The sequence below is a fragment of the Archangium sp. genome, assembly GCF_057119385.1.
In genome coordinates, this window is record NZ_DBNGVP010000146.1 from 1 (window position 1) to 26617 (window position 26617).

At 69.7% G+C, this 26617-nt stretch carries 22 protein-coding genes, 1 tRNA gene and 1 pseudogene; 13 read left to right on the plus strand and 11 right to left on the minus strand.

Going from position 1 to position 26617, the window contains the following annotated elements:
• Positions 1-386: 386 nt before the first annotated feature.
• Positions 387-1364 carry a hypothetical protein gene (locus AC16DP_RS34695; protein ID WP_329731331.1) on the plus strand — a complete coding sequence of 326 codons (978 nt, stop codon included), beginning with the start codon at positions 387-389 and terminating at the stop codon, positions 1362-1364.
• A 21-nt stretch (positions 1365-1385) separates the two neighbouring features.
• Positions 1386-3098 carry an SNIPE associated domain-containing protein gene (locus tag AC16DP_RS34700; RefSeq protein WP_329731332.1) on the plus strand — a complete coding sequence of 571 codons (1713 nt, stop codon included), beginning with the start codon at positions 1386-1388 and terminating at the stop codon, positions 3096-3098.
• A 309-nt stretch (positions 3099-3407) separates the two neighbouring features.
• Here AC16DP_RS34700 and AC16DP_RS34705 read toward each other — a convergent pair.
• A tRNA-Pro gene (locus AC16DP_RS34705) sits at positions 3408-3484 on the minus strand.
• Positions 3485-3735: 251 nt separating this feature from the next.
• Between AC16DP_RS34705 and AC16DP_RS34710 the strand changes: the two genes are divergently transcribed.
• Positions 3736-4116: a response regulator gene (locus AC16DP_RS34710; RefSeq protein WP_329731333.1), complete on the plus strand. Its 381-nt coding sequence runs from the start codon at positions 3736-3738 to the stop codon at positions 4114-4116.
• Positions 4117-4131: 15 nt separating this feature from the next.
• Here AC16DP_RS34710 and rpe read toward each other — a convergent pair whose 3' ends face one another.
• Positions 4132-4785 (minus strand): ribulose-phosphate 3-epimerase, encoded by a 654-nt coding sequence (gene rpe / locus AC16DP_RS34715; RefSeq protein ID WP_329731334.1) that lies wholly within the window; start codon positions 4783-4785, stop codon positions 4132-4134.
• A gap of 143 nt (positions 4786-4928) precedes the next feature.
• On the opposite strand from rpe, the gene AC16DP_RS34720 reads away from it, so the two are divergent.
• Positions 4929-6443, plus strand: coding sequence for an HD domain-containing phosphohydrolase (locus AC16DP_RS34720; RefSeq protein ID WP_329731335.1), 1515 nt, complete (start codon positions 4929-4931; stop codon positions 6441-6443).
• A gap of 58 nt (positions 6444-6501) precedes the next feature.
• On the opposite strand, the gene pyk is transcribed toward AC16DP_RS34720, so the two are convergent.
• The 6 genes from pyk to dusB all read right to left on the minus strand — a co-directional run bounded on the left by pyk (position 6502) and on the right by dusB (position 12775).
• A complete protein-coding gene (gene pyk, locus AC16DP_RS34725) occupies positions 6502-7932 on the minus strand; it encodes a pyruvate kinase (protein WP_329731336.1) in 1431 nt (476 codons plus the stop codon).
• Positions 7933-8033: 101 nt separating this feature from the next.
• Complete coding sequence (locus AC16DP_RS34730) at positions 8034-8927, minus strand: hypothetical protein (RefSeq protein WP_329731337.1); 894 nt, start codon at positions 8925-8927, stop codon at positions 8034-8036.
• 75 nt (positions 8928-9002) lie between these two features.
• Entirely contained in the window at positions 9003-9578 is a 576-nt protein-coding gene (locus AC16DP_RS34735; RefSeq protein ID WP_329731338.1) for a YkgJ family cysteine cluster protein, read from the minus strand.
• The gene (locus tag AC16DP_RS34740; RefSeq protein WP_329731339.1) at positions 9575-11035 is read right to left on the minus strand and encodes an NFACT RNA binding domain-containing protein; all 1461 of its coding nucleotides are present in this window, start codon (positions 11033-11035) and stop codon (positions 9575-9577) included. Before AC16DP_RS34740 ends, AC16DP_RS34735 begins: the two co-directional genes overlap by 4 nt.
• Before the next feature lie 86 nt (positions 11036-11121).
• Positions 11122-11322: a hypothetical protein gene (locus AC16DP_RS34745; protein ID WP_211276586.1), complete on the minus strand. Its 201-nt coding sequence runs from the start codon at positions 11320-11322 to the stop codon at positions 11122-11124.
• Between the two features lie 439 nt (positions 11323-11761).
• The gene (gene dusB, locus AC16DP_RS34750; protein WP_329731340.1) at positions 11762-12775 is read right to left on the minus strand and encodes a tRNA dihydrouridine synthase DusB; all 1014 of its coding nucleotides are present in this window, start codon (positions 12773-12775) and stop codon (positions 11762-11764) included.
• 91 nt (positions 12776-12866) lie between these two features.
• Between dusB and AC16DP_RS34755 the strand changes: the two genes are divergently transcribed.
• The 4 genes from AC16DP_RS34755 to AC16DP_RS34770 all read left to right on the plus strand — a co-directional run bounded on the left by AC16DP_RS34755 (position 12867) and on the right by AC16DP_RS34770 (position 16873).
• Complete coding sequence (locus tag AC16DP_RS34755; RefSeq protein ID WP_329731341.1) at positions 12867-14324, plus strand: site-2 protease family protein; 1458 nt, start codon at positions 12867-12869, stop codon at positions 14322-14324.
• A 162-nt stretch (positions 14325-14486) separates the two neighbouring features.
• Complete coding sequence (locus tag AC16DP_RS34760; RefSeq protein WP_329731362.1) at positions 14487-15431, plus strand: acyl-CoA desaturase; 945 nt, start codon at positions 14487-14489, stop codon at positions 15429-15431.
• A 153-nt stretch (positions 15432-15584) separates the two neighbouring features.
• A complete protein-coding gene (locus tag AC16DP_RS34765) occupies positions 15585-16109 on the plus strand; it encodes an RNA polymerase sigma factor (RefSeq protein WP_329731342.1) in 525 nt (174 codons plus the stop codon).
• The gene (locus AC16DP_RS34770; RefSeq protein WP_329731343.1) at positions 16106-16873 is read left to right on the plus strand and encodes a DUF1109 domain-containing protein; all 768 of its coding nucleotides are present in this window, start codon (positions 16106-16108) and stop codon (positions 16871-16873) included. Before AC16DP_RS34765 ends, AC16DP_RS34770 begins: the two co-directional genes overlap by 4 nt.
• 66 nt (positions 16874-16939) lie before the next feature.
• On the opposite strand, the gene AC16DP_RS34775 is transcribed toward AC16DP_RS34770, so the two are convergent.
• On the minus strand, positions 16940-17377 hold the full coding sequence (locus AC16DP_RS34775; RefSeq protein WP_329731344.1) for a peroxiredoxin: 438 nt from the start codon (positions 17375-17377) through the stop codon (positions 16940-16942).
• A gap of 159 nt (positions 17378-17536) precedes the next feature.
• On the opposite strand from AC16DP_RS34775, the gene AC16DP_RS34780 reads away from it, so the two are divergent.
• Positions 17537-19630 (plus strand): chloride channel protein, encoded by a 2094-nt coding sequence (locus AC16DP_RS34780; protein ID WP_329731345.1) that lies wholly within the window; start codon positions 17537-17539, stop codon positions 19628-19630.
• Positions 19631-19646: 16 nt separating this feature from the next.
• Here the strand turns inward: AC16DP_RS34780 and AC16DP_RS34785 are convergent, their stop codons facing one another.
• Positions 19647-19892, minus strand: coding sequence for a hypothetical protein (locus AC16DP_RS34785; RefSeq protein ID WP_329731346.1), 246 nt, complete (start codon positions 19890-19892; stop codon positions 19647-19649).
• Positions 19893-20251: 359 nt separating this feature from the next.
• Between AC16DP_RS34785 and AC16DP_RS34790 the strand changes: the two genes are divergently transcribed.
• From AC16DP_RS34790 to AC16DP_RS34805, 4 genes are all read left to right on the plus strand, one after another.
• The gene (locus AC16DP_RS34790; RefSeq protein WP_329731347.1) at positions 20252-20758 is read left to right on the plus strand and encodes an RNA polymerase sigma factor; all 507 of its coding nucleotides are present in this window, start codon (positions 20252-20254) and stop codon (positions 20756-20758) included.
• The gene (locus AC16DP_RS34795) at positions 20755-21507 is read left to right on the plus strand and encodes a hypothetical protein (protein ID WP_329731348.1); all 753 of its coding nucleotides are present in this window, start codon (positions 20755-20757) and stop codon (positions 21505-21507) included. The genes AC16DP_RS34790 and AC16DP_RS34795 overlap by 4 nt, the downstream gene beginning before the upstream one ends.
• Positions 21504-23084, plus strand: coding sequence for a hypothetical protein (locus AC16DP_RS34800; protein WP_329731349.1), 1581 nt, complete (start codon positions 21504-21506; stop codon positions 23082-23084). The genes AC16DP_RS34795 and AC16DP_RS34800 overlap by 4 nt, the downstream gene beginning before the upstream one ends.
• A gap of 99 nt (positions 23085-23183) precedes the next feature.
• Positions 23184-24449, plus strand: a complete 1266-nt coding sequence (locus tag AC16DP_RS34805; protein WP_329731350.1) for a hypothetical protein — start codon at positions 23184-23186, stop codon at positions 24447-24449.
• Between the two features lie 138 nt (positions 24450-24587).
• Here the strand turns inward: AC16DP_RS34805 and AC16DP_RS34810 are convergent.
• Positions 24588-26612: pseudogene (locus AC16DP_RS34810) on the minus strand (sensor histidine kinase); the annotation flags it as partial.
• Positions 26613-26617: the final 5 nt, after the last annotated feature.

A 26617-nucleotide genomic window follows, 5' to 3' on the forward strand; every position in this document is an offset into this window, starting at 1 on the left:
CGGGCCGCCACTCTCCCGGGTGGCGGCTCGTCGCCTTCCCATCACCCGCCGTGGCGCACCACCACCGGCGTGATGCCCATCACCCAGCTCGCTCACGCGCCCATCAACCAGCTTGCGCGTCAACAAGAGGGGCGGCATGCCCTCTTCTCCGGCCCGGCGCACAGCCCGCGCGTCACCTTCCAGCGGCCCTTCTCAACCCCTTTGCACCAGCCCGCCCCCTCAAGCAGGGCCCCCATTCCGCCTATGGTTCTGGGCTTTGCGGAACTCTGGATCCGCCATCAGGCCGCCTGCTGCGATGTCCAGTCCTTGGCCAGTTTCCCAGGACTCACGCTGCGGGTAGCCTGGAGACTGAAGGTGCATCAGCCAATGGGCGACCGAAGGGGGAAATGATGGGCCGCGATTCCTACGCGTCGACGCGAAAGAGGGAGGCAAAAGAACAAGAGCGACAGAATCAGCTGCGCCTTGCGCGCGAATCCGCGGAGCAGAGCGATGCGCGGATCGAGGAACTGAAGTCGGCGCACAAGGCCTGTAGCGCTCCGATCGATTGGCGAGCGCTCGCGGCCAGTCTGCCTCCTGCGCCGGTGACTCCCACCCACTGGGCGGAACGCTCAGCCGACCGCCGAACCCGTCTCCTCTCCCTTTTCGAGGTCCCCTCGGCACAATTGCCGAACATGGCGTCTGCCGTGGCGGAGGATTCAGACCGGTTCCATTCCGCACAACGAGCATTCCAGGAGGAAGTACTGGAGCAGGCCGACTCCGGTGCATTGGCGCAAGGTATCCTTCAGGGGGACTCTAAAAGTTACCGGCGCGTCCTACAGGAGATTTCCTATAACTCCATGGCACCTCCTGGCGGAATTGCAGTGGATTTCGAAATCCACTCGCCCCATCTGGTGGAGGCAAAGATTACGGCCCAGGGTTCGGCCATTCTACCTCCTGAGGTTCAAACATTGACCTCGACCGGCAAGCTGTCGACGAAGGCCATGCCTCGCATCCAATTCGTCGAACTCTACCAGGACTACGTGTGCTCATTGGTCTTGCGAGTGGCACGTGAGGTTCATGCGCTCCTGCCGGTGAAGGCAGTCCTCATCACGGCGTATTCGGCGGACGGGCTCCCGGCGCTTTCCCCCGTACTCTCCACGATCATTCACCGAAAGCAGATGGAGGGTCTACCGTTCGATACCCTCGATCCATCGGACGCGTTGGACGGACTGCAAACTCGAACGAATTTCAAGGCCTCTCGTCGCACCGGCGCATTCCAACCCATCGTCGCCTTCTCGCCATCAGACGTTCTCTTCACAGAACCCGCCAGTTCGCTTCAGGCGATCATCGAAACCGCGAATCTGCTCCTCGAGGAACTCGAGTAGACACCTTGGGGGAGGCTCATCATGGAAGTCCTATTTGGATTGATATTCATCGTATGCGGTTTCGGATTCATCCCGGTTGCGATTTGGGCGTTCGTGCTGCGCACGCGGTGGCAAAAGACCCAGCGGTCACTATCGGAAGCCGAACAGGAACTCACGAAGGTCCGGGCCGACTCCCTTGCCGAACGGGAGCGTCTCAAGCGGGAGGTCCGCAAAAGGCTCGATGACGTGGACGCGGAGTTGTCGCGCGAGCGGGAAAACGCGCAAGCCGAAACAGAGAGGATACGCGCCCACTTCGAAGAGGAATTCAGAAAGGCGATGGCGACCTTCGAACCCCTGTTGAGGTTCCGAGGGCTCGCGAACGCGGAACAGGAAACCAAACGAGTTCTCGACGAGGCGATCAAACTCGCAAGTGCGCTCAAACAGCAAGCCGAGACCTTTTCCGCAACATCCAAAGCCCGAAGCGAAATCGAACTTCGTGAGGCAAGCAACAAACTCAAGGAACTGCGGTCAGAGGCGGACTCCCTCCTCGGTAAGGCAACCCAAGATGCGCGAAGAATCTTGGACGAAGCTCACAAGAGCGCTGAGCAGATTGCGGGAAATGCATACATCGCCCTGCGAGAGAAGGATGCGTTGGAGCAGGCCATTCGCGCGATCCGTAACGTGATCGACGGCTATGGAGACAAGTACGTCGTTCCGACGCGAAGCCTTCTCGATGAACTGGCTTCGGACTTTGGTCATCTGGAGGCAGGAGTCAAGTTGAAGTCGGCCCGGGAGCAGTCCCGGCGAATGGTAGAGGAAGGCCACGCCGCGGAGTGTGACTATGCGGAAGCCAAACGGAAGGAAGTCGCAATCCGATTCGTCATAGACGCGTTCAATGGTCGCGTGGATGGAGTTCTTTCTAGAACCAGGAGCGACAATTACGGGACGCTCGAGCAGGAGATTCGGGACGCCTTCGCCTTGGTCAACCTGAACGGAGAGGCATTCCGAAATGCACGAATCCTGGATGCGTATCTGGCGGCAAGGCTGGAAGAGCTGAGGTGGGCAGTCACTGCTCAGGAACTACGCCTTCGTGAGAGGGAGGAGCAGCGCCGGATCCAGGAGCAGATTCGTGAAGAAGAGAAGGCGCGACGCGAAGCGGAGCGCGTCATGAAGGAGGCGCAAAAGGAGGAAGAGGTCTTGGCCAAAGCACTGGAGAAGGCGCGTTCCGAGGTCGAGTCCGCGTCAGCTGAAGAGCGTGCTCGCTTCCAGCAGAAGGTCGACGAGTTGAACCAACGCCTGGCGGAGACAGAAGCCAAGAACCTCAGAGCGAAGTCGATGGCCGAGCAGACACGTTCCGGTAACGTGTATGTCATCTCGAACGTGGGGTCCTTCGGGGATGGGATCTTGAAGATCGGCATGACGCGCCGCCTCGACCCGATGGATCGCATTTACGAATTGGGTGATGCGTCCGTTCCATTCGAGTTCGACGTGCATGCAATGATCACGACCGACGACGCACCCGGCCTGGAGCGCGAGCTTCACAAGCACTTCGAAGATCGAAGGATCAATCGAGTCAACCTCAGGAAGGAGTTCTTCCGGGTTTCTGTCCTCGAACTGCGGGATCTCGTGGCGGCCAAAGGACTCCAGGCAGCATTCACGATGGCGGCAGAGGCGCGTGAGTACCGGGAATCCTTGGCGATAGCCCACCGCAGCGCAGAGGGCGCCGTTGGCGCACCTGGCGCTGAGATCAGTTGAGCTGAGGGAAGGAAAGGCAGCGGCGGAACCAGGCAGCGAGTTGCACGAGGGGCGTTGCGGCGTGCAGCCGCCGCACCATCGGGGCCAGTGGAGTTCCCCCACTCTCATGGGGGTCGAGGGCTTGTTGCTCGATTGAGCAGGAGTGTGGCTCGACTTCGCAGCGCCCGGGCCAGCCCCAGCCGAGTCATCCCAGGGGCCGCCGGAGGTGAACCCTCGCCGCTTGCCGCGAGTTTGCCGCTGGCCTCTGGATCCCGGAAAGACGAAGGGCGCGGACCCGAGGATTTCTCCAAGGATTCCGCGCCCTTCTGATGGTCGGGGAGACAGGATTTGAACCTGCGACCCCTTGGTCCCGAACCAAGTGCTCTACCAGGCTGAGCCACTCCCCGATACCGTTCTGCGCCTCGACGGAACTGCTCTCGGACCGTCGAAGTGGGCGGGGATGTACAAGACCCGCCCGGCCTAGTCAACGTCCTTGGATCAGCTTTTCATTCCGGAAGCCCTCCAGGGGTTCTCCAGGACCCCCGAGGCGCCCCAGACCCGGCCTCCGCTCGCGTAACCGGCCCACTTTCCAGGCGAACCCCTCGGGAACACCCCTTGCTTGGCCCTCCCCCGTACAGCGAAGGCACCCCGGGGTCCCATGCTTCCTCCTGTCGTCCTGATCTCCGATGACGAGCCGCTCGTTGTGTCCGCCCTCACCCGGGAGGCCCGCCGTTCCGGCCTCGCCTCGGTGGCGGATACCACTTCCACCCATGTCCTCTCGTTGGCCAGGCGACACCGGCCCGCGGTCATCATCCTGGACATCCATCAGCACCAGGACGGCCGCGACCTGCTCGCCCAGCTCAAGCAGGACCCCCAGACGCGCGACTGCAAGGTCGTCATCCTCAGTGGCGTGGAGGACCAGTTCACCCGCCACGTGTGCTTCGAGCTCGGCGCCGACGCCTATGAGGTGAAGCCCTTCGACCACACCTTCATGACCCGGGTGGCCCGGATGGCCGGCGTCACCCAAGCGGCCCACTGAGCCCGAGGCTCGCCCTCAGGGCCGCAGCGAGCGGATGGCCGCGGCCTGGTCCTTCGAGCCGAACACGTACGAGCCCGCCACCAGCACCGTGGCCCCGGCCTCCACCACCCGCCGGGCCGTCTCGGCGTTGATGCCCCCATCCACCTCGATGTCCGTGGACAGCCCTCGCGCATCCATCATCGCGCGCAGCCGGCGCACCTTGTCCACCGTCGGCGCGATGAAGCTCTGCCCCCCGAAGCCGGGGTTCACGCTCATCAGCAGCACCATCTCCACGTCTCCCAGCACCTCCTCCACCGCCGACAACGGCGTGGCCGGGTTGAGCACCACCGCCGGCTTCGCTCCCGCGTGGCGGATCTGCTGAATCACCCGGTGCAGGTGCGTGCACGCCTCCGCGTGCACCGTGAGGATGTCCGCCCCCGCCTTCGCGAAGGCGTCGATGTACTTCTCGGGCTCGACGATCATCAGGTGCACGTCGAGCGGCCGGGTGGCCGCCTTCTTGATGGCCTCCACCACCACCGGGCCGATGGTGATGTTGGGGACGAAGCGCCCATCCATCACGTCCACGTGGATCCAATCCGCTCCGGCGGCTTCCACCGCGCGCACTTCCTCGGCCAGGCGGCCGAAATCGGAGGACAGGAGCGAGGGGGACACGAGCACGCGGCGGGTCATGAAGCGCTACATAGCCACTTCCGCTCCCCGGCGGTACCCGCTTGGAGGGCGGGCGAGCAGGGGGGGAGGGGCGATCCACGCATTTCCCGTGCTAAGAAGATGACTCCCAGGCCGTGCGCCGCCGCCCTTTGGAGTTCTATCCGGTGCTTCCACAGACCCCGCCCGCTCCTCCAGACCTCACCCGGCGCCTCAAGAAGCTCACGTCCATCCTGGACGTCACCAAGGCCATGAGCGCCGAGCGCGACCTGGACCTGCTGCTGCCCCTCATCCTCTACGAGGCCAGCAAGGTGGTGGAGGCGGACCGGTGCTCGCTCTTCGTGCTCGACCGCGAGCGCAACGAGCTGTGGAGCAAGGTGGCCCAGGGCTCCAAGAACGAAATCCGTCTGCCCGTGGGCAGCGGCATCGCCGGACAGGTGGCCCAGACGGGGGAGATCATCAACCTCCCGGACGCCTACGCCGACGAGCGCTTCAACCGCACCTTCGACACCCTCAGCGGCTACCGCACCCAGAGCGTGCTCTGCGTGCCCATGCGCGACGCCAATGGCGAGGTCACCGGCGTCATCCAGTCGCTCAACAAGCTCAGTGGCCGCCCCTTCGACTCCGAGGACGAGGAGCTGCTGCTCGCCCTGGGCGCCCAGGCCGCTGGCGCCATCGAGAACGCCCTGCTCCACGAGGAGATCAACCGCCTCTTCGAGGGCTTCGTCTCCGCCTCCGTGGTGGCCATCGAGTCGCGAGACCCGACCACCGCGGGTCACTCGGGCCGCGTGGCCGACCTCACCGTCACCATGGCCCGCGCGCTCGAGCACGTGCACACCGGGCCCTATGCCCACACGCGCTTCACCGCCACCGAGCTCCAGGAGGTCCGCTACGCCTCGCTGCTGCACGACTTCGGCAAGGTGGGCGTGCGCGAGCCCGTGCTCGTCAAGGCCGAGAAGCTCTACCCCCATGAGATGGAGGGGCTGCGCTCCCGATTCCAGCTGGCCCGCAAGGACCTGCAGCTGCAGAGCTACCGCCGCCGGCTCGCCGCCGTGAAGCTGCGCGGCACGCACCACATGGCGGAGATCGACGCCGAGGAGGATGAGCGGCTCCTCAAGGACCTCAAGCACCTGGACGAGGTGCTCGAGTTCGTCCTCACCTGCAACCGGCCCACGGTGCTCGCCCAGGGCAACTTCGAGCGGCTCCACGAGCTGCGCCACCTGCGCTTCGAGGACTCCTTCGGCCAGGAGCGGCCCCTGCTGCTCGACCGGGAGATCCAATCGCTCTCCATCGCCAAGGGCACCCTCTCCGAGGAGGAGCGCCGGGAGATCGAAAGCCACGTCGAGCACACCTACCGCTTCCTGTCGCAGATTCCGTGGACGCGCACCCTGCGCCGCGTGCCGGAGATCGCCTACGCGCACCACGAGAAGCTCGACGGCACCGGCTACCCCCGCGCCATCCCCGAGCCCACCATCCCCGTGCAGTCCCGGATGATGTCCATCGCGGACATCTACGACGCCCTCACCGCCAGCGACCGGCCCTACAAGAAGGCCGTCCCGCATCAGCTCGCGCTCGACATCCTCAAGCGCGAGGTGCAGAGCGGACAGCTCGATAACGAGCTGTTCCGCATCTTCGTCGAGGCCGAGGTGCCCAAGCGCGCCTTGAAGGACTTCCGCGGGTAGGCGCGCCGTAGACCCTCACCCCGACCCTCTCCCAGAGGGAGAGGGAGGGGATGCGGCTTCAGCTTCCGATGGTGTGCAGCCGCAGGCTGTTGATCTTGCCCGGCTGGCCCACCGGCGCGCCGTACACGATGACCACGCGGTCACCCTTCTGCGCCAGGCCCCGCGCCACCAGCTCCTCTTCCACGCGGCGCACCATCGCCTCCGTCTCCTGGATGGGCTCCAGAATCCGCGGCACCACGCCCCACAGGAGCGCCAGCCGGCGCCGCACTTCCTGGTTCGGGCTGAACGCCACGATCGGCACCGGCGGCCGGTAGTGCGCCAGCAGCCGCGCCGTCACTCCCGACAGCGTGAACGCCGCGATCAGCGACGCCCCCGCCTGCCTCGCCGCGTAGCATGCACTCGCCGCGATCACGTCCGGGAAGTGCGACGGCAACCCCACCGGCGACTCCGCCGGCGCATGCAGCCCCTGCACCCGCATCGTCGACTCGGCCGCCAGCACGATGCGGTCCATCATCTCCACCGACTCGCGCGGGAACTTGCCGCTCGCCGTCTCGCCCGACAGCATCACCGCGTCCGCCCCGTCGAACACCGCGTTGGCCACGTCGCTGGCCTCCGCGCGCGTGGGCCGCGGGTTGTCGATCATCGAGTTGAGCATCTGCGTCGCCACGATGACCGGCAGGCCCCTCATGTTGCACCGGCGCACGATGTCCTTCTGCACCGACGGCACCTCCTCGGGCGGAATCTCCACGCCGAGGTCACCTCGCGCCACCATCACGCCATCCGTCTTGTCCAGGATGGCGTCCAGCCGGGCAATCGCCTCCGGCTTCTCCAGCTTCGCGATGATGGGCACCGAGCGGCCCACCTCCGCCATCGCCGAGCGCGCCATGTCGATGTCCGCCGGATGCCGCACGAACGACAGCGCCAGGAAGTCCACTCCCGCCTTGATGCCGAACACCAGGTCCTCCCGGTCCTTCGGCGTCAGCGCGTCCGCGCGCACCGCCACTCCCGGCAGGTTGATGCCCTTGTTGTTCTTCAGGATGCCGCCGTGAATCACCTTCGTGCGGATCAGCTGCTTCTTGTCCGTCTCGAGGACCCGCAGCTCCAACAGGCCGTCATCCAGCAGGATGCGGTCTCCCGGATTCACGTCCGCCGCCAGGAACGGGTACGTGGTGGACACGATCTCATCCGTGCCCTTCACCGTCTCGTCCGTGGTGATGTGGAACTCGCCGCCTTCCTTCAGCTCCGTGCTGCCGGTGATGAAGCGGCCGGTGCGGATTTTGGGGCCCTGGAGGTCTCCCAGGATACCCACCGCCTTGCGGACCTTCAGTGAGGCCTTCCGCAGCTTTTCGATGTTCTCGGCGTGGTTCTCGTGGCTGCCGTGAGAGAAGTTGAGCCGGGCCACGTCCATTCCGGCTTCGATGAGGGCCTCGAGCATCTCCTGGCTCTGGCAGGCCGGACCAAGGGTGCAAACAATCTTCGCGCGTCGCATGGGCAAAAGAGGATTGGGTCGGGCGATGCGTAGGGTCAAGCAGCGTCCGCACACGCCCTTCGATTGGTAAATTGGTAAAGCAGCGAGCAGGGAACCGTGTCTCAGCCCCGCAACAGCAGGTTCAGGTTCTCCCGCTCCCAACGCAGTGCGGCGGAGTAGAGCGGGAAGGCCTTCTCCCGCTCCCGGAAGGCCCGAGGGTGATGCACCCGGCGGCCCGTCCCGTTCGAGCTGGGGAAGAGCTGGTGGAGCATCTCGTGGAAGATGATGAACTCCACGAAGTACGAGGGCACCTCGGGGCGATCCAACCCGGGGTGGATGCGGATCTCCCGCGTCTGATGGTCGTAGACCCCCAGGCGGATGGACTTGCGCCGCCGCCGGGGAGGCATGCGGCCCCAGCCAATGCGCGCCTGGATGCTGCCGTGGAAGTAGACGCGGTTGAGCTGATCGAAGAGCACCTGCAGATCGAAGCAGCGGCCCCGGGGCTCCAGGTCCGCCTCGGCCGCGTGGCGCTCCTGGCGGATGCGCGGCTGCTGGCCCCGGATGTAGTCGTCCAGCACGCCGCCGGCCAGGCGGTTGCCCCGGCCCGCGTAGTCCGCCACCGCGCGCACCACCGGCTCCGGCGCGTCCAGGAACATGTGGTGCAGCCGCAGTTGCAGCGCGTTGGCGCTGCGCCGGAAGGACACCATGGTGGAGCGGTTGTCCGTCACCGCCAGCCGCACCGGCATCCGCAGGTCCGCCGACAGCCGGAAGGCCAGTGCCTCGGCCCGGGCCCACAGCTCCTCGCGGGTGGCCGTGCCAGGGAGTTGCTGCTGGCTCCGCGCCGCGTTCTCGCGGTGGAAGTTCTCCGCGACCGGCACCTCCTCCTCGTGGAGGGCGGTGGCCAGACGGTTGGAGGACTCCACCGCGCGAGTGCGCGTGGGCAGGGACGTGCCCCCCTCACGAACGGGAGGGCGCGGGAAGAGGTGCATCTGATGGTGGGGCGGGAGCGACGACACGCGGACGGCATCGTACCCAGTGGCCTCCCGGACTCAAGGCCGGTGCAAGCCGCTCGTCTGCCCAGCGTCGCCCCGTCAACCCCGCCCGTGAGCCCTCGTTTCCTCCGCCAGCCGCTCACCCAGCGACTCCACCGACTCCCGCGTCGTGCCAAAGGCCGCCAGCACGTCCTCCATGCTCCCGGCCTCCTCCACTCCCAGGCATGCGCCTCCGCCCGCTCGCGCCTCGGCCAGGTCCCCGTAGCGGCTCACCTGCACGCTCCAGCTCCCGTCCGGCCAGCGCTCGAAAGGGTAGAGCCGACAGGCCACCGGCCTCACGTCCGCGGGCAGCCCACAGCCCCTCCCCTTCTCGTGGAAGACACATGCGCCCGCGCGCGTGGCCAGCGTCAGCCGCACCGGCCCCTTGCGGAAGTAGCCCCGGTAGAGCGGACGGCGCGCCTCGTACTCCGCCGCCTCCTCGTGCGTGAGGTACTCCTCGGCGACGAAGCGCCGGGGGGACAGCCCCGTGTGCGCGACAATGCGCTCGATGTCCGCCCGCGTGAGCGTGGCCAGGCGCTCGTCCTCCTTCACCTCGCAGCACGAGGCCCCCAGCACCACCGGACAGCGGGCACAGACCGGGCCCCCGGGAGGCCCTATCGGGGGCTTCACGCTCATGGGACGGGCGGCGCCTCGCCTCCGCGCGTCTTCAGCAACCGGTCCAGGCGCTCCTGCTCCAGGCGCACCACCAACGTCTTCTCCCGCGTGTACTGCACCCGGCCCGGTGCGCCCCCCTTCACCTTCTTCACGAACTTCACCGGCACCCAGCTCACCTCACCCCGAGGCTCGCCCTTCGCACCCGAGTGGTGCAGCGCCAGGTGCGCCGCATCCAATAGCACCTCCTGCGCCACCTCCACCCCCTTCTCCAGCGGCACCACCACGTGGCTGCCCGGCAGCCCCCTCGCGTGCAGCCACAGGTGGTACGGCCTCGCCACCTTGAAGGTGAGCGTGTCGTTGTCCTCGCCGCCCTTCCCCACCCAGATGCGCTGGCCCCCGTGCCCCACGTACTCCTTGAAGGGTCTCGCCTCCGGAGGGCCCTCCTCCGCCGCCGTCAGCTGCAGCACCTCCGCCTGAGCCAGCAGCGAGGCCTCGTCCAACGCCTCGAGCTGCTTCAGCGCCGCCTCCGCGTGCGCCACCTCGCGCGCCAGCTCCGCCTCGCGCTGCCGCGCGTGCTCCACGCCCCTCAACAGCCGCCGGTACTGGTGGAAGTGCCAGTCCGCCTCCTCCTTCGGCGTCCGCCTCGGGTCCAGCTTCACCTGCACCTCCTCCATCCCCGACTCGGTGTACGCCGTGAGCGTCACCTCGGTGACGCCCCGCTTCAGCCGGTAGAGGTTCTGGGTGAGCAGCTCGCCCAGCTGCCGGTGCCGCTCGGCCTCGGGCCCCCGCGCCGCCTCCGCGCGCACCTTCTCCAGCGTGCGTCCCGAGCGCTTCAGCCTCGCCCGGTACGGCAGCGCCAGCCTCCGGCGGATGGACTCGGCCCGGCTCGTCTTGTCCTTCGGGCCGATCAGCCGCTCGGCGGCCTCCGCGTGCACGAGGAAGTCCCCGGGCAACGGCAGCAGGCGCGACGGGGCCGCCTTCGCCTTGGCGAGCGCCTCCGCGGGCAGCGGCTCCGGAGGCGTCCACTGCGCGCCCGGGTGCAGCGAGCGCCGCTGCGCCAGGCCCTCGCCGGAGAGCATCAGCACCCGGCCCGCCTCCGTCAGCAGCATCAGCCCGCCCGGCGAGCCCAGCTCCAGCACCAGCCGGCGCCGGGTGTCCTCGCTCTGGAAGTCGAGCGTCACCCCCCGCTCCGCCTCCCGCCACGCGGCCCCGGCCAGCTTGAAGCCCACCAGCTCCTGCCGCAGCCAGCGCTGGAAGGGCGCCGGCTCGCCCGGCGTGGGGAAGCGATCCTCCGCCACCGACAGGCGCGACAGCTCTCCTTCCGCGCACAGGCACAGGAGGACGGAGCGCCCGGGCACCCGCAGCTCCAGGTAGGCCAGGCGAGGCAGCGGGCACCACGCCTTCTGCACCACCGCGCCCGCGAGCTGCGCGGACACCTCCGCCACCACCTGCTCCAACTCCGAGGATCTCAGTGACACCCCAGTCCTCCTGACGGAAAAAAACAAGAACGGCCCGGCGGAAGTCCGCCGAGCCGTTCAAACTGCGCGAAGTCACTGGCCTACGTCTAGCCCTCGGACGGGGTGGCCTCGGGGGCCTTCGCCGCGCTCTTGCGGCGGGTGCTCTTGCGGGCCGGGGCCTTCTTCGCCGCGCCCTTCTTCGCCGCCGCCTTCTTCGCGGTGCGCGGAGCAGCGGTCTTGCGGGTGGTCTTCTTCGCGGCGGCCTTCTTCGCCGGCGCCTTCTTCGCGGTCTTCTTCTTCGCGGCCATCTAAACCCTCCGTTGGTTCAACTCCACCTCCACTCACCGGGAGTGGGGCCTGCACTCGCAAAGGAGTGCTTGTGGTGAATGGTAGAGATGCCTTGCCAGTGTGTCAACGCATGGTGATGTAGTGCAACGCGTGGCGCGCCGATTTTTCGGCATCGCGCGCGTTCGAAGTGCCTCCATCGGCCTCCACACCCACCTGCTCCGACCTCGCGCGAGCCGATTTCTCGGCCTCCGCCGCGTTTCGCGCCGCTCCGAGGGAAAACGGCCGTCTCCTCGAGCGCCACCGGCACCGCGCGAGCACACGCGACGCGGCCCGCGCGCGCACCCGCATCGGCGTCCGCGCGCACGTGCTCGCGGAGTGCTCACGAGATGACCTTCTCCGGCGCGCACGCGCGAAAACGCGGGCGCTACAGGGGTGTCGCGGGTGCGAGCAAGCGGGCGTTCAGCCGAGCGCGGCCCGATAGTCGACGTCCTGCTCGCCCTCGGAGGCATTCGGATCCACGTGGGCGGAGCCGAAGAAGCGCCTCACCGAGTCCCGCACCGCTTCCGCCGTGTCGAGCTGGTTCACCTCGGAGCGGAAGAGCGCGGCGCCGTGCAGGCCGTGGCCGTACCAGGCCAGGTGCTTGCGGAAGGAGCGCACCGCGGCGAGCTCCTCGCCCACGAACTCGATGTGGGCGGCCAGGTGGCGCAGCACCAGCTCGCAGCGCTCCTGGGGCGTGGGCGGCGGGCCTCCGAGCAGCTCGCGGAAGATCCACGGGTTGCCCAGCGCGCCGCGGCCAATCATCACGAAGTCACAGCCCGTCGTCTCCAGCATCCGGCGGGCGTCCTCCGGCGTCTTCACGTCGCCATTGCCGATGATGGGCCTGTCCGGGAAGTGACGCTTGAGGTCCGCGATGACGCTCCAGTCCGCCTTGCCCGCGTAGCCCTGGGCGCGCGTGCGCGGGTGGATGGCGAGCGCCGCGCACCCGGCCTCGAAGAGCTTGCCGGCCACCTGGAGGTAGTTGCGGCTGTGCTCGTCCCAGCCCGAGCGGATTTTACAGGTGACGGGCAGGCCGGTGGCCGCGTGGATTTCGCGCACCAGGGCGGCACCCCGGTCCGGCTCGCACAGCAGGGCGCTGCCGGCGCCGTTCTTCGTCACCTTCTTCACCGGGCAGCCCATGTTGATGTCGATCATCTGCGCCCCGTACTGCTTGCCGATGACGGCGGCGCGGGCCATGGCCTCCGGCTCGCCCCCGAAAATCTGCAGGCTGTAGGGCCGCTCCACCTCCGGGTCGTACCGGAGGTACTTCAGGGTGCGCTGGTTGGTGCGCATGAGGCCCTGGGAGCTCACCAGCTCGGTGGGGCAGAGAGCGGCCCCCATGCCGAAGGCGATGACGCGGAAGGGCTTCTCACTCACCCCCGCCATGGGCGCGAGGATGAAGGGGTTGGGCAGCGTGTAGGGACCGATGCGCGGCATGGCGGCGGGGGAACCTAGCGAATCAGGGAGATTGTTCCAGGGTCCAGGTGTTGGCCTGCACGGCCGTCCTCCTTTGGTTAAGGTCGGCCCCATGTTGCGCTTCCGGCTCGGGGCCATCCCCATCGAGGTCCACCTCTCGCACCTGCTCGTCTCGTCCCTGCTGGGCGTCCTCATGGTGCTGACGGTGCGGGAGAGCCCGGCGGCGCCGCACATGGACTTCTGGCCCTACAACCAGCTCGTCCAGGCGCCCGGGAGCCCCGGGTCCCTGCGCGCCGCCCTGCTCGTCGTCCTCGTGTGGATGCTCATCGTCTTCGTGTCGGCGCTCGGCCACGAGGCCGGCCATGCGGTGATGCTCCGGGCCTTCGGCTACCGGCCGAGCATCACGTTGCTCTGGCTGGGGGGTACCACCCGGCCCAACTCCCCCACCCCCATCCCCTGGCACCAACGGACGATGATCGCCGCCGCGGGCCCTCTCTCCGGGTTGTTGCTGGCCCTGGGGGCCCTGGGGCTCCAGCGCTACGGACTGCCGGAAGAGGCCCAGTCCGCGCGCGTGCTCATCTCCTGGTTCTGCGTGGCCAACATCTTCTGGGCCCTCTTCAACCTCCTCCCCGTCCCGACGTTGGATGGGGGCACCATCGTCAGCGCCCTGGCCACCCGCTTCTTCGGACAGGCCGGCTTCATCGGCGCGCAGCTGCTGGCGCTCGTGCTGTGCCTGGCCGTCATGGCCTTCGCCTTCGCCTTGGAGCGGCCCATCCCCCTGCTCGCCGTGCTCTTCGGCATGTACGGGCTGCACGCGCTGCGGCTGGTGCTGGCCGTGTTCCGCGGGGACGTGAAGGTGTCCTCGGGCGTGGTGCCCCCACCCCTCCAGCTGGAGCTCCAGCAGGCCCAGGCGGCCCTCGCCGGTGGCCGCCTGGACGAGGTGCGCCAGCGCGGCCTCTCCATCCTCGACTCGGAGCAGTGCACCCCGGACCTCGCCTCGCGCGCCCACCACCTGCTCGGCTGGGCCGCCCTCAAGAATGGCCAGGGCCGCGCCGCGCTCGACCACTTCTCCCAGGTGCGCCGCCGGCCCGTGGAGACCCAGGCCCTCGCCGCCGCCTTCTCCCTCATCGGCGACGAGCTGCGCGCGCTCGCCCTGTGGGAGATGGCCTGGCACGAGACGCACGATCGCACCGTGATGCACGAGTACGCGGGCTCGCTCATCCGCTCGGAGCGCGCGCAGAAGGCGCTGCGGCTGCCGGGGGTGGACCTCGAGGCCGCCTTCCTGTGTGCCCAGCGCCCCCTCTTCATCCGCGGGGCCTACTCGGAGGCGGCGGCGGTTTGCGAAGCGGGACTCGCGCACGTCGCCTCGTCCCGGCTGGCCTATGACGCGGCGTGCGCCCATGCCCGGGCGCGTCACCTGAATGACGCCATGCGCATGCTGCGACGCGCCACGGAGCTGGGCTTCCACGACGGCCCCTACGCGGCCTCCGACGAGGACCTCGCCCCACTGCATGGCCACCCGGACTTCGAGCACTGGGTGGCGGACCTCCAGAAATCTGCGTCGGCCTGACAGAGCCATGACACGGGGGGGTGTTGATGCGGGAGGAGACTGAGCACATTCCCGCTCGGTCTGATTCCAGCCGAGGCACCCTTGACCGCTCAAATCACCGCGCCCGTCCAGGAAGAGAAGATCAACTGGCTGTCGTCCATTCCCTTCGTGGGCGTGCACCTGATGTGCCTCTTCGTGTTCTACACGGGGGCCAGGCCGGTGGACGTCGCGGTGTGTGTGGGCCTGTACATCTTCCGGATGTGGGGCATCACCGCCGGCTACCACCGCTACTTCAGCCACCGCGCCTACAAGGCCGGCCGTGGCTTCCAGTTCTTCCTCGCGCTGGCGGGCACCCTGGCGACGCAGAAGGGTGTTCTCTGGTGGGCGGCCCACCACCGGCACCACCACCGGTACTCGGACCAGGAGCAGGACATCCACTCGCCCCTGCAGAAGGGCTTCTGGTGGAGCCACGCCGGGTGGATCCTCTGCGACAAGTACAACGAGACGCGCTACGACAGCATCAAGGACTTCGCGCGCTTCCCGGAGTTGGTGTGGCTCAACCGCTTCTTCGTGGTGCCGCCCGTGCTGCTGGCCGCGGCCCTCTACTTCATCGGCGGCTTCTCCATGCTGGTGTGGGGCTTCTTCGTGAGCACCACCCTGCTCTACCACGGCACCTTCACCATCAACTCGCTCAGCCACGTGTTCGGCAAGCGCCGCTACAAGACGACGGACACCAGCAAGAACAACTGGCTGCTCGCCCTCGTCACCCTGGGCGAGGGGTGGCACAACAACCACCACTTCCACCAGAACACCGCCAACCAGGGCTGGTTCTGGTGGGAGGTGGACCTCAGCTACTACTCCCTCAAGGCGCTCTCCTGGGTGGGCCTCGTGAGTGATCTGCGGCTGCCCTCCGAGCAGACGAAGTACTCGTACCTGAAGTACTCGGCCGAGGACCGGGCGGCACTCAACCCGCCGAGCCGTTGGTTCGCTCCCCTGGCCGCCCAGCGCAAGGCCGCCGAGGGGAAGATGAAGGCCGCCGAGGAGAAGATGCGCGAGGCCCTGGCCACCGCGGCCGAGAGCCTGCCCACCTCCGCGCCCACGCCCCAGGCGCTGTTCAAGCGCCAGTAGGGCGAGCAGGGAAGCACCCGGAAGGCTCCGGGCTGGGGTAGGGTTTGCACCCCGCCCGTGACGCCTCCTTCGTTGAAACCAGGAACCGCCCCCGCGCGTACCGCCGATGCACCCGCGACCTCCCCGGCCGCCGGTGAGTCGGACGAGGTACTGATGACGCGCTTCCGCCAGGGCGATTCCCGGGCCTTCGATGCCCTCTTCCAGCGCTATGCGCGGCCCATCCACGGCTACCTGGCGCGGTTGACGGGCAGCCCCGCCGCGGCGGAGGACCTGTCCCAGCAGACCTTCCTGTCCCTCGTCCGGGGCCGCGGGCGCTTCCAGGAGGGCGCGCGGGTGAAGCCGTGGCTGTACGCCATCGCCACCAACGCGGCCCGGGACTGGCAGCGGCGCAAGCGCCCCGAGGACCTGACGGACGAGGGCGAGCTGCCCACCAGCGTACCCGTGGAGGCACAGGGCCCCCGGGACGCGGGGCTCGAGCGCGCGGTGCAGCGGGCCCTGGAGCAACTGCCCGAGGGCCAGCGCATCCCCATCGTCCTGCACCGCTTCGAGGGCATGGGCTTCGCGGAGATCGCCGAGTCGATGGGGCTCACGGAATCGGCCGTGAAGGTGCGGGCACACCGGGGCTACGCGCGGCTGCGAGAGCTGCTGGCCACCCTCAGGGAGGAGACGAACGGATGAGTCCCGAGTGCTCGCGCGTGCTGGACGCCCTGGGCCAGCCCCTCCCTCCGGAGTTGGCCGCGCACGTGGCCTCGTGCGCGGAGTGCCGCGCCCTGGTGGAGGGCTTCGACGCGCTGGAGCCCGTGAAGGCCCCGGCCGAGGCCCCGGCCGTGAAGGTGACGGTGCCGGCCCGGGCCCTGGAGGAGCTGGCCGCCCGACCGATACCGACGCCCTGGTGGCGCGAGGTGCTGGTGCTGGTGGGCGCGTACGTGGGCCTCACGGCGCTCGGCGCGCTGGCGCTCACGCCGCTGGGGTTGATGCTGAACTCGGCGCCGCCGGGCGTGGTGGCGGGACTGGCCGTGCTCGTGGTGCTGGCCATGGTGGGCGGAGCGGTGGTGGCGCTCGCCCCCGTGCGGCGGGTGGCCTGGGGCCTGCTGGGCACGTGCACCGCCGTGGTGGCGCTGTCCGTGGTGCTGGGCGGCTCGGGGCTGGCGGTGAAGAGCTTCCTCGCGGGCGCCATCGGCTGCATGCGGACGCACATGCTCCTGTCCGCGCTGCCCCTGCTGTCCGCGCTGGTGATGCTGCGGCGCTCGGCCTACCACCCGGCGCGAGCGGTGGCCGCGGGACTCTCCGCGGGCGCCGTGGGCCTGCTCCTGCTCCACGTGCACTGCCCGGATGGGAGCGCCGCGCACCTCGCCGCCTCGCACGTGGGCCCCTGGCTCCTGCTCGGCGGACTGGCGCTGCTGGTGCGCTCCCGCCTGCCCACCTCCAACCACGCGCCTTGAAAAACGAAGGGCGCGCCCGGGTCGCTGGCCCGGGCACGCCCCGTGGTCCTCCGAATCAACCCCCGGCTATATCTGCTGCAGGGCCTGCGACGGGAACGCCCGGGCATCCACCTTCGGATACCAGGCCATCACCCGCCCGTCCGGACCGATGAGGACGCCCACCCGCCGCGCGTTGGCCGCGCTCGCGTCGTCACAGGCCCCGTAGGCGAGCCCCATCTTCCTGTCCGTGTCGCACAACAGGGGAAAGTTGAAGCTGAACTTCTCCGCGAATGCCTTGTTCTCCTCCGGCGTGTCGAAGCTGACTCCCAGGATGACCGCGTTCTTCTCCTCGTACTGCCTGCTCTGGTCGCGGAACCCGCAACCCTGGGCCGTTCAACCCGGGGTGTCCGCCTTCGGGTAGAACCACAGCACCACCGTCTTCCCCTTGTAGTCCGACAGCCGGTGTGTCCTGCCGGTGTGATCGCGCACCGTGAAGTCCGGTGCCACGTCCCCTGCCTTCAGCATGGAGCCTCCTGTGTGCTGGCCAGCGGGCTCGGAGCCCCGCCAGTCCCGCGGTGAACCTCCCTCCGAGGCCCTCTGGAGTAGCACGGCGGGTAGCCCGCACTGTTGAATCTTCAAGCACCTTGAAGTCCTCCGCTCGTGGGTGAATAGTAGGGGCACCAAATGAAGGACGAGCCTCCGCCCCCCACCCGCGCTTCGCTTCGCGAGGCCCTGCGGCGTTTCCTCCACGCGTGCCTGCAGGCCTCCAACCGGATCCACCTCCCGGGTCCGTCGGTCCTGCCGGTCGCGGGGGCCATCGTGGGCCTCTACAGCGGCCTGGCCGCGGGCATCTTCGTCAACCTGATCGGCCTGGTGAGCGGCATCACCTTCAGCAGCGCGTGGCTCGGCGAGGCCCTGCGCCGGCCCGGCTCGCGCACGCTCGTGCCGGTGTGGCAGACGCTGCTCACCACGAACTGGCACCTGGAGCTCGCCATCATCGGCCTGCCGCTGGCGCTCGGGGCGCTGCTGCTGGTGCGCATCATCGAGCCCGGAGGACCGCGGGACGAGGTGAAGCGCCGGCTGCGCCTGCTGGCCCTGCTGGTGCTGGGCGCGCTCGCCCTCTACTACCCGCTGGTGGCGCTCACCGCGCTCAACCGCGTCTTCGGCAAGGCGCACGAGGTGACGGAGATCCTCCCGCACCTGCCCTGGTGGGTCTTCCTGCTGGCGCCGCCGCTGGGCGGAGCGGTGGTGGGGCGGCTGCTGCGCGACTACCCCCACACCCACGGCCACGGCGTGCCCGAGGTGGTGCGCGCGGTGAAGGGCAACCAGGAGCTGCCCGGCCAGTTCGGCCTGCTCAAGCTGGTGGCCAGCGCCATCACCATCGGCAGCGGAGGCTCGGCCGGACGCGAGGGCCCCATCGTCTACGGAGGCGCCGCGTTCGCCTCCACCGTGGGCCGCACGCTGGGCTTCTCCCGCCGCGAGCTGGCCATCCTGCTGGCCTGCGGCGCCGGGGCCGGCATCTCCGCCTCCTTCAACGCCCCCATCGCCGGGGCCGTCTTCGCGATGGAGATCATCCTGCGCGAGTTCGAGCTGCGCGTCTTCTCGCCCATCATGCTCGCCAGCGTGGCGGGCTCGCTGGTGAGCCGCGGCACCATGGACGCGGCGCCGATGATCCACCGGCTCGACTACCAGCTGGTGAGCGGCTTCGAGGTCGTCTTCTACGGGGTGCTGGGGCTCATCTGCGGGCTGCTCGCGTACGCCTTCGTGCGGCTGCTGCACCGCACCGAGGACTTCTTCGCCGGGCGATTCACGGGCGAGCGGCTGTCGGCGTGGCTCGGCCAGCGCTCCCTGTCCCTGCGCGCGGCGTGCGGCGGGCTGTGCGCGGGCCTGCTCGCCCTGCTCAACCCCACCGTGTGGGGCAGCGGGCATGCGTACATCAACCTCGCGGCCATCGGGCAGCTCAGCTTCATGTTCCTCGTCACCGCGTGCACGGTGAAGCTGGTGGCCACCGCCCTCTCGCTGGGCTCGGGAGGCTCGGGCGGGACGTTCTTCCCCTCGGCGGTGATGGGGGCCATGGCCGGCGGCGCCTTCGGCACGCTGGTGCACTCCGTCTTCCCCGCCAGCACCGGGCCCAGTGGCGCCTACGCCATCGTCGGCATGGGCGGTGCCGTGGCCGCGCTCACCCGGGGGCCCCTCACGGGCATGATGATGCTCTACGAGCTGAGCGGGAACCACGCCATCATCCTGCCGCTCATGGTGACGTGCACCATCGCCTCCGCGCTCTGCCACTACCTCTCCGAGCGCACGGCGCCCAAGCCGCAGACGGACGCGGAGCTGCTGTCCTCCACCCCCGTGAGCGCCCTCATGCGCGAGCTGGCCCCCGTGCCCGCCAACATGCACCTGCGCCCCCTCATGGACCAGGTGCTCACCACCGAGAGCGGCACCCTGCCCGTGCTCGATGGGAACGGACAGCTCTACGGCATCGTCCAGGTGGACCAGTTCCGCGACATCTGGCGCGACGAGGAGCTGCACTCCATGCTCGTCGCCAGCGACCTGGCCCGCAAGGTGCCCCTGCTCACCCCCGACACCAACCTGGCCCACGCGCTCGTGCTCATGGACCAGGAGGACGTGGACGCGCTGCCCGTCCAGGCCACCGCCGAGGGCCAGCGCTGCGGCCTGCTGACGCGCTCGCTCGTGCGCCGCTTCCTCTCCTCGCACCACGCCCGCGAGCACGCCCACGGTGAGCACCTGGTGGCGCCCACCGAGGCCCCTAACTGAGTCTCACTTCTGAGTCTCACTTGCGCGGGGGAACGATGTCCTCGCCACCCTCGCGCGGATAGCCGCGCTCCTCGCGCGACTCGCCCTCCGAGCCCCAGCGCGGCGAGTCCGTGGTGAAGGCGTGCTCCTCCTCCGACTCACCGCCCGAGGCCACCCGGAAGTCCGGCCCCGGCTCGTCCGTGAGCTTCCTGCCCGCCTTCTTCGTGTCCGCGTCCTCCGCCCCGGCCATGTTCCTGTTCTTCTTGTCGTCGCGGATGCTCATGGCTCACTCCTGTGCGCGCGGGCCCGGCGGACCCACGCTGGCTGGTTGTCCACTCCACGAACGTCATCACTGACCTCCGGGGATGGGAGGCGAACGCGGGGACCGGCGGCCAGGCGAGCGAGCGCCGGGGGCCTTCCCGGAAAGCGCGGGTACAGTGTGCCGCCCGCCTGGACGTACCCTCCCGGGCCTCTTCGTGTGGGGAAAGCACGCCATGACCTCGCAGCACGGACCGGAAGGGGCGCCTCGGAGCGGCCGCATTTCCCGGTTCCCATTTCCCGCCCCCTGGCCGGTCTCTCCTGGGAAGGAGCACGCCCTGAGCCCGACACACCGACAGCGCCGAGCATCCGGAGGGCCCCGCCATGGATGACGCCCGGCTGGCGCAGCTGTACGCGCAATACGGCTACCTCGTGCACCGCCGCTGTCTGCAGCTGCTGCGCCGCCCCGAGGACGCCGAGGACGCGTTGCAGGAGACCTTCCTGCGGGTGAAGCGCTACGGCGGGCCCCGCGAGGGCGACGCCACCCTGGCCTGGCTCTACACCATCGCCCAGCGCTGCTGCTTCGACCTGATGGAGCGCACCGGCCGCGAGCCCCCCGCCGAGGAGTCGCAGCTGGCCGTCCTGGAGCAGCGCGGCGAGGGCTCCCCCGAGGACGCCGACCGCCGCGCCCTGCTCGGCCTGGCGCTGCGTCAGCTCGACGGCAAGACACGCACCATCGGCGTGCTGCACTTCCTGGATGGCTACACCCAGGAGGAGGTCGCCGCGCGGACCGGCTACTCGCGCCGCACCATCGGCAAGAAGCTCCAGCAGTTCGAACAGCGCATCCGTCAGCTGTGGCAGTCGCGCGCCAGCCTCGAGGAGACACGATGAGCCCCCCTCCCCTGCCGCCCTCCCCCCGGGGGCCCCACTGTCCTCCGGCCGCCGTGCTCGAGGCCCTGAGCGCCGGTGAGCCCGCCCCCGAGGCCACGCGCTCCCACGTGGCCGGCTGCCCCGATTGCCACGGCCAGCTCGAGGCGCTCACCACCGCCCGCGAGGCCTTCGTCCGCGCCAGGCCCCCCGAGCTCTTCCTGCGCCAGCTCGAGCGGCGCGCCGCCTCCCAGCCCCGGCGCGGCCTCCGCTGGTGGCTGCCCGTGCTCGGCGCCTGCGTGCCGCTGCTGGCCCTGCTCGTGCTCGTGCCCCGGCTGGGACAGGACGACGGCGTGCGCCTGAAGGGCGGGGCCTTCCGCGTGGTCGTCTCGCGCGACGGGGGTGCCCCGGAGCTGCTCGGCCCCGACGCCCTGGTGCGGCCCGGGGATGCCCTGCGCTTCGCCTACGAGTCCACCGAGGCCGGGCACCTCCTCGTGCTCGAGCTGGATGGGCGGGGGAACGCGAGTGTCTTCCACCCCTACGGCGCCGCCACCTCCGCGCCCCTGGCCGCCGCACAGCGGGAGTTCCTCCCCGGCAGCGTGGTGCTCGACGACGCGCCCGGCCCGGAGTGGCTGCTCGCCGTCTTCTCCCCCCGGCCGCTCGAGGCCGCTCCCCTCCTCGAGGCCCTGCGCGCTCAGGCGGGACGGGCGGAGCCCACCCTCTCCTGCCCGGAGTGCGGTGTGAGTACGATTCGCCTCCAGAAGCGCCCATGACTCCGCTCCGCCCGCTCTGGCTCCTCCTCGCCGCCCTGCCGCTGCTCTTCTGTCCCCTCCGGGCTTCCGCCGCCACCGTGCGCCTGCTGGTGTCCATCGGCGCCAACGTGGGGGACCCGGACGACGCCGTGCTCAGCTTCGCGGACGACGACGCCGGGCGCGTGCGGCAGCTCTTCGTCGAGCTGGGCGGGGTGCGCGCCGACCGCTCCTATCTGGTGGTGGATCAACCCGCCGCCATGGTGCGCCAGCGGCTCGCCGAGGTGACGGGCCGCATCGCCGAGCTGCGCGCCGCGGGCGATGACGCGGTGCTCATCGTGTACGTCTCGGCCCACGCGAAGGCGGGCGTGCTGCACCTGGGCGGCACCCACCTGCCACTCGCCGAGCTGCGGGACAGCGCGCGGCAAGCGGGCGCCCGGCTCAGCGTGCTCCTGGTGGACGCGTGCGAGAGCGGCACCCTCGCCCGGCGCAAGGGCGGCAGCGCGGGCCCCGAGTTCGCGGTGTCGCTCGAGCAGATTCCCCTGCACGGCCAGGTGGTCATCTCCTCCAGCGGCCCGGGGGAGAGCTCCGAGGAGTGGGACTCGCTCAAGGGCTCGCTCTTCACCCACCACCTGCTCACCGGCCTGCGCGGAGACGCGGACGCGGAGGGCGATGGGCGGGTGTCGCTCGCCGAGGCCTATGGGTATGCGTACCGGCGCACGGTGGCGGGGGCCGCCGGCGCGGGCCAGCATCCGGCCTATTCGTGGGAGTTGGCGGGCACTGGGGAGCTCATCCTCACCGAGCCCCGGGCCGCTCGCAGCGCGCTCGTCTTCCCCGCGGCGCTCGCCGGCCGCTACGTGGTGGCGAGCCAGCCCCGGCCGGACGTGGTGGCCGAGGTGGAGAAGACCGCGGGACGTCCGTTGCGGCTGGCGGTGCCCCCGGGGCGCTACCTCCTGCGCAAGCGCGCGGGCGCGAGCACCGGCCTGCTCGAGCTGGAGCTGCCCTATGGCGGGGAGAGACAGGTTCGCGAGGAGGAGCTGACGTGGCGCCGCTACACGGAGGTGGCGCTCAAGGGCGGCCACGTGGAGCTGCGCGGCTCGGCGCTGCTGGGGCTCGTGCGGATGGAGAGCGCGCCGGTGGTGGGCACGGGGACTCGTCTCACCGGAGGGCTGGGTTACCGGCACAGTTGGGGCTCGTGGTGGGCGCTGGGCACGCTCGGGTTCAGTCAGACGGCCTACCCGGCCGTGGGGCTCGAGGTGCGCGAGCGCGCGCTCGGGGCGGGAGTCGCCGCCGGCTACCGCTGGCTGGAGTGGGCGCTGGTGCCGTACGTGGGCCTGGGCGTCGAGCTCACCGTCCTGGAGCAGCAGCTGCGGCGCGAGCGGGAGAAGGAGATTGGCGACACCTTCGACGTCGAGCCGCTGAGGCCCCGCCGGACGCTCGGCGTGGGCGTGGGCCCCCTCGTGGGCGTGGAGGTGCCCCTGCCGGCGCGGGCCTTCGCGCTCGTGCAGGGACAGGTGCTCCTGCGCTACCTGCCGAGCACGGAACAGCCCGTCCTGCTCCCCGCGGCCTTCGTCTCCGTGGGCGCTGGCTGGCGCTTCTAATCGCGAGAAGCCGGTTCCCATTTTCCGGCCCCATGCCGGTCTCCCTTCCCGAGCGCCCATCCCGGGCCGCTCCACCTTGCTTCCCCCTGGAGGGGACTCATGCTCCGGCCACTTTCCAGCCTTCCGTTCCTCCTGCTCTCCCTGCTGCTCTCCCTCGCCGGCTGCGATGGCGTGGTGGGCCCCGGACACGAAGGCCAGCCCCTCGTCACGCTCGAGGGACAGATGACGCCCACGCCCGACGCCCGCATCGACGGACAGGTGCGTCTGGCCCTCGTGTGGTACCCGCAGTGGATGGCCGAGGACGGCACGGGCGACACCCAGAATGGCCCCGTGGAGATCGTCACCGAGGACGTCATCTACCAGGGCAGCTTCCCGGCCAACTACCGCTTCCACATCTACCGCCTTCCCCCCGCGGAGGCGCTCGCACCGCTCGGCGCGGGCCTCCAGGGCAAGGGCGCCTTCGGCATCCTCCTGGCCTACCAGGACCTCAATGGCAACGCGAAGCTCGACACCATCGCCACCACGGGCGCCCCGGTGGACCGCGTCATCGGCTCCTCGCTCCTGGGTGATGCGAAGTCCACCTTCGCGCTCGTCTACTCCACCACCGCGCAGCCCGCGTACACGGGCCTGAATCCCGGCTTCAACCTCGTCCAGGCCGTCAATGACGACGCCACCTCGGTGGTGCCGCTCAACACCCGCCTGCGAATCAACCTCACCCAGGGCGGCCCCCTCTTCGACGCCTTCGTCTGCGAGGCCGGGTGGCTCACCTTCCTGTTCACCGACGCGTGCGGCCTGGACAGGGGCGATGTCTTCGAGCCGGGCGGACTCTCGGTGCAGGGCCGCGTGGCGCTCGAGGGCACGAAGGCCGTGGCCGAGCTGACCCTCTCCTCCGAGGGCACGCCGCTCCAGGACGCGACGGTGAAGCTCGCCGGCCGCACCCTCGCCTATGACGTGGCGCGCGAGGCCTATGTCCTCGAGGAGCAGGACTCGGCGCTGCTGACGGCCGGTGGCAGCTTCGAGCTCACCGCGGTCGCCGGAGGCAAGTCGCTGCGCCACACGTTCCAGATGCCCGGCGCCTTCGACATCACCACCCCCACGGCCAACGCCCAGGTGAGCGCGAGCCAGCCCCTGGAGCTGGGGTGGACGGCCTCCCCGGGCACCACCGAGTACTACGTGGGCTTCTCCTCCCGCACCGCAAGCGAGAGCACCCTGGCCGCGGAGGGCGAGCTCTCGCACACCTTCGACCCCACGGGCGCGCAGGGGGAGGGCACCGTCCGCGTGGAGGCCCGCATCGTGCCAATGGACATCGACGCGTACGTGACAGTGGCCCTGGTGCGCGAGCGGGCCTTCACCTTCGCGCCGTAACGATGCACTCAGGGGGCATCGGGGGCCGGCACCCGCGGCAGCTCCACCGTGAAGGTGGCCCCCTGGCCGGGAGTGCTCTCGGCGGAGAGGGTGCCTCCCATGGGCCTGGAGCACCTGCTGCGTCACGTACAACCCCAGCCCCAGTCCGCCGTAGTGCCGCCCCGACACGCCCCGCTCGAACTTGTGGAAGATGCGGGGCAGCACGTCCGGCTCGATGCCGATGCCCTCGTCCCGCACCACCAGCCGGGCCCATTCCCCCAGGTCCTCGACGCGGATGGACACGGGATGGCCTCCCCCGTACTTGAGCGCGTTGGAGAGCAGGTTGGACACCACCTCCCCCTCCACCTCCAACTGGAGCGGGCTCCCGCTCCGCTCCGACTCCTCCTGGAAGCGCGCGGCCACCTCCCGCACCAGCTCGCACAGGTCCACCGCCTCGCGCTCGATGCGCAGCCGTCCCGCGCTCAGGTGCGACACGTCCAGCAGGCCGTCCACCAGCTCCGACAGCCGCTTCACCTGACGGCGGCTCACCTCCAGGTGCCCGAGCAGCCGCCGGGCCAGCTCCGGCTCGCACCGGGCTTCTATCTCCCGCCAGAGCACCCGCAGCTTGAGCACCAGGGGCGTCAGCGGCGTCTTCAGCTCGTGGCTGGCGATGGAGAGGAACTCGTCACGCAGCCGCACCGCGCGCTGCGCGTCCCGGTAGAGCCGGGCGTTGTCCACCGAGAGCGCCGCGCGCCGGGCCAGGTCCTCCGCGGCCTCCAGCTCCACCGCCCCGTAGTGCCGGCCGGAGCGCGCGGTGGAGATGAAGGTGAGCGCCCCCAGGGTGCGCCCGCGGGCCACCAGCGGCACGGCCATCAAGGACACGGGATGGATGGCCGAGATCGTCCGGGCGTGCTCCTCGTCATGCGCATACGAGGAGAACCGCTCGGGGGGCATCTCCGGCAACAGCACCGCCCGCCCCGAGACGATCGCCTTCGTGGGCGGGTGCTCGGGGTTGCCCTCCGGCCGGGCCGTGAAGCGGCGCATCCGCTCGGTCAGGGACGCATCGACCGGGTCCGCCGTCGACACCTCCACCCGGCGCACCGTGCCGTCCTCCTCCAGCAGGTCCACCAGGCACAGGTCCGCCAGCGTGGGGACGGCCAGCCGCGCCAGGGTGGAGAGCGTCGTGCCGTAGTCCAGCGAGGAGGCCAGCGCCGTGCCCGCCTCCGCCAGGAAGCGATGGAGCTCCTCGCGCCGGCGCCGCTCGGTGATGTCGATGACCGAGCCGATATAGCCGAGGAACTCCCCGCCCGGCCCGAAGCGGGGAACCGCCGAGTCGATGGTCCAGCGGTACTCCCCGTCCGTGCGGCGCAGCCGGTAGTCCAGCCGGAAGGGCACGCGCCGCGCGTTGGCGTCCACGAAGACGGCCTTCGTCGGCGCGGCGTCCTCGGGGTGGACGGCGTCCAGCCACCCGAAACCCAGCCCCGTCTCCTTCGTCTGGCCGGTGAACTCGTACCACTGCCGGTTGAGGTAGACGCACGCCCCCTCCGGCTCCGTCATCCACATCATCACCGGCGCGTGGTCCGCCATGTTGCGGAAGCGCGCCTCGCTCTCCTGGAGCGCCCGCTCGGCGGCCTTGCGCTCGCCGATGTCCATCAGCGTCACCAGCACCCGGTCCATCCGCCCCACCACCGCGTCCCAGCTGAAGGTGAAGAGCACCTCCAGGCGCCGCCCGTCCAGCGTCCGCACCATCGACTCCGCCTGGAGGAAGGGCCGGCCCTCGGTCAGCGCCACCAGCTGCTCGACGAAGACGACCAACGACTCCGGCACGAGGACGCGCTCCAGCGAGCCGAGCAGCTCCTCCTGGCTGGAGGCGCCGATCATCCGCAGCGCGGCCTCGTTGACGCTCACCACGCGCACCCGCCGCACCGCCTCCTGGACGAAGTCCGGGTGGGCCCCGCACCAGGCGCGCACGTCCCGCACACCCTGGCGCCGCAGCTCGAGCAGCAGCTCCTGCACCCCCGAGAAGTCCTCTTCCCAGATGGAGACGCCCGCCATCTGGACGATGTGGCGGGCGTGGGCCTCGCGCTCCTCCAATTCCGCGAGCCGGCGCAGGAGGGATGCCCGCTCGTCACCGGAGCGAGGGCCCCGACGTCCCTCGGGGGTCTTCCTGGGTGCCTTGGGCATGGGTC

What these genes read in the sequence shown, in the direction of transcription:
- AC16DP_RS34695 (WP_329731331.1), top strand. Translation starts at nt 387, where the DNA reads ATGATGGGCCGCGATTCCTACGCGTCGACGCGAAAGAGGGAGGCAAAA.
- AC16DP_RS34700 (WP_329731332.1), top strand. Translation starts at nt 1,386, where the DNA reads ATGGAAGTCCTATTTGGATTGATATTCATCGTATGCGGTTTCGGATTC.
- AC16DP_RS34710 (WP_329731333.1), top strand. Translation starts at nt 3,736, where the DNA reads ATGCTTCCTCCTGTCGTCCTGATCTCCGATGACGAGCCGCTCGTTGTG.
- rpe (WP_329731334.1), bottom strand. Translation starts at nt 4,785, where the DNA reads ATGACCCGCCGCGTGCTCGTGTCCCCCTCGCTCCTGTCCTCCGATTTC.
- pyk (WP_329731336.1), bottom strand. Translation starts at nt 7,932, where the DNA reads ATGCGACGCGCGAAGATTGTTTGCACCCTTGGTCCGGCCTGCCAGAGC.
- AC16DP_RS34735 (WP_329731338.1), bottom strand. Translation starts at nt 9,578, where the DNA reads ATGAGCGTGAAGCCCCCGATAGGGCCTCCCGGGGGCCCGGTCTGTGCC.
- AC16DP_RS34745 (WP_211276586.1), bottom strand. Translation starts at nt 11,322, where the DNA reads ATGGCCGCGAAGAAGAAGACCGCGAAGAAGGCGCCGGCGAAGAAGGCC.
- dusB (WP_329731340.1), bottom strand. Translation starts at nt 12,775, where the DNA reads ATGCCGCGCATCGGTCCCTACACGCTGCCCAACCCCTTCATCCTCGCG.
- AC16DP_RS34755 (WP_329731341.1), top strand. Translation starts at nt 12,867, where the DNA reads ATGTTGCGCTTCCGGCTCGGGGCCATCCCCATCGAGGTCCACCTCTCG.
- AC16DP_RS34760 (WP_329731362.1), top strand. Translation starts at nt 14,487, where the DNA reads ATGTGCCTCTTCGTGTTCTACACGGGGGCCAGGCCGGTGGACGTCGCG.
- AC16DP_RS34765 (WP_329731342.1), top strand. Translation starts at nt 15,585, where the DNA reads ATGACGCGCTTCCGCCAGGGCGATTCCCGGGCCTTCGATGCCCTCTTC.
- AC16DP_RS34770 (WP_329731343.1), top strand. Translation starts at nt 16,106, where the DNA reads ATGAGTCCCGAGTGCTCGCGCGTGCTGGACGCCCTGGGCCAGCCCCTC.
- AC16DP_RS34780 (WP_329731345.1), top strand. Translation starts at nt 17,537, where the DNA reads ATGAAGGACGAGCCTCCGCCCCCCACCCGCGCTTCGCTTCGCGAGGCC.
- AC16DP_RS34785 (WP_329731346.1), bottom strand. Translation starts at nt 19,892, where the DNA reads ATGAGCATCCGCGACGACAAGAAGAACAGGAACATGGCCGGGGCGGAG.
- AC16DP_RS34790 (WP_329731347.1), top strand. Translation starts at nt 20,252, where the DNA reads ATGGATGACGCCCGGCTGGCGCAGCTGTACGCGCAATACGGCTACCTC.
- AC16DP_RS34795 (WP_329731348.1), top strand. Translation starts at nt 20,755, where the DNA reads ATGAGCCCCCCTCCCCTGCCGCCCTCCCCCCGGGGGCCCCACTGTCCT.
- AC16DP_RS34800 (WP_329731349.1), top strand. Translation starts at nt 21,504, where the DNA reads ATGACTCCGCTCCGCCCGCTCTGGCTCCTCCTCGCCGCCCTGCCGCTG.
- AC16DP_RS34805 (WP_329731350.1), top strand. Translation starts at nt 23,184, where the DNA reads ATGCTCCGGCCACTTTCCAGCCTTCCGTTCCTCCTGCTCTCCCTGCTG.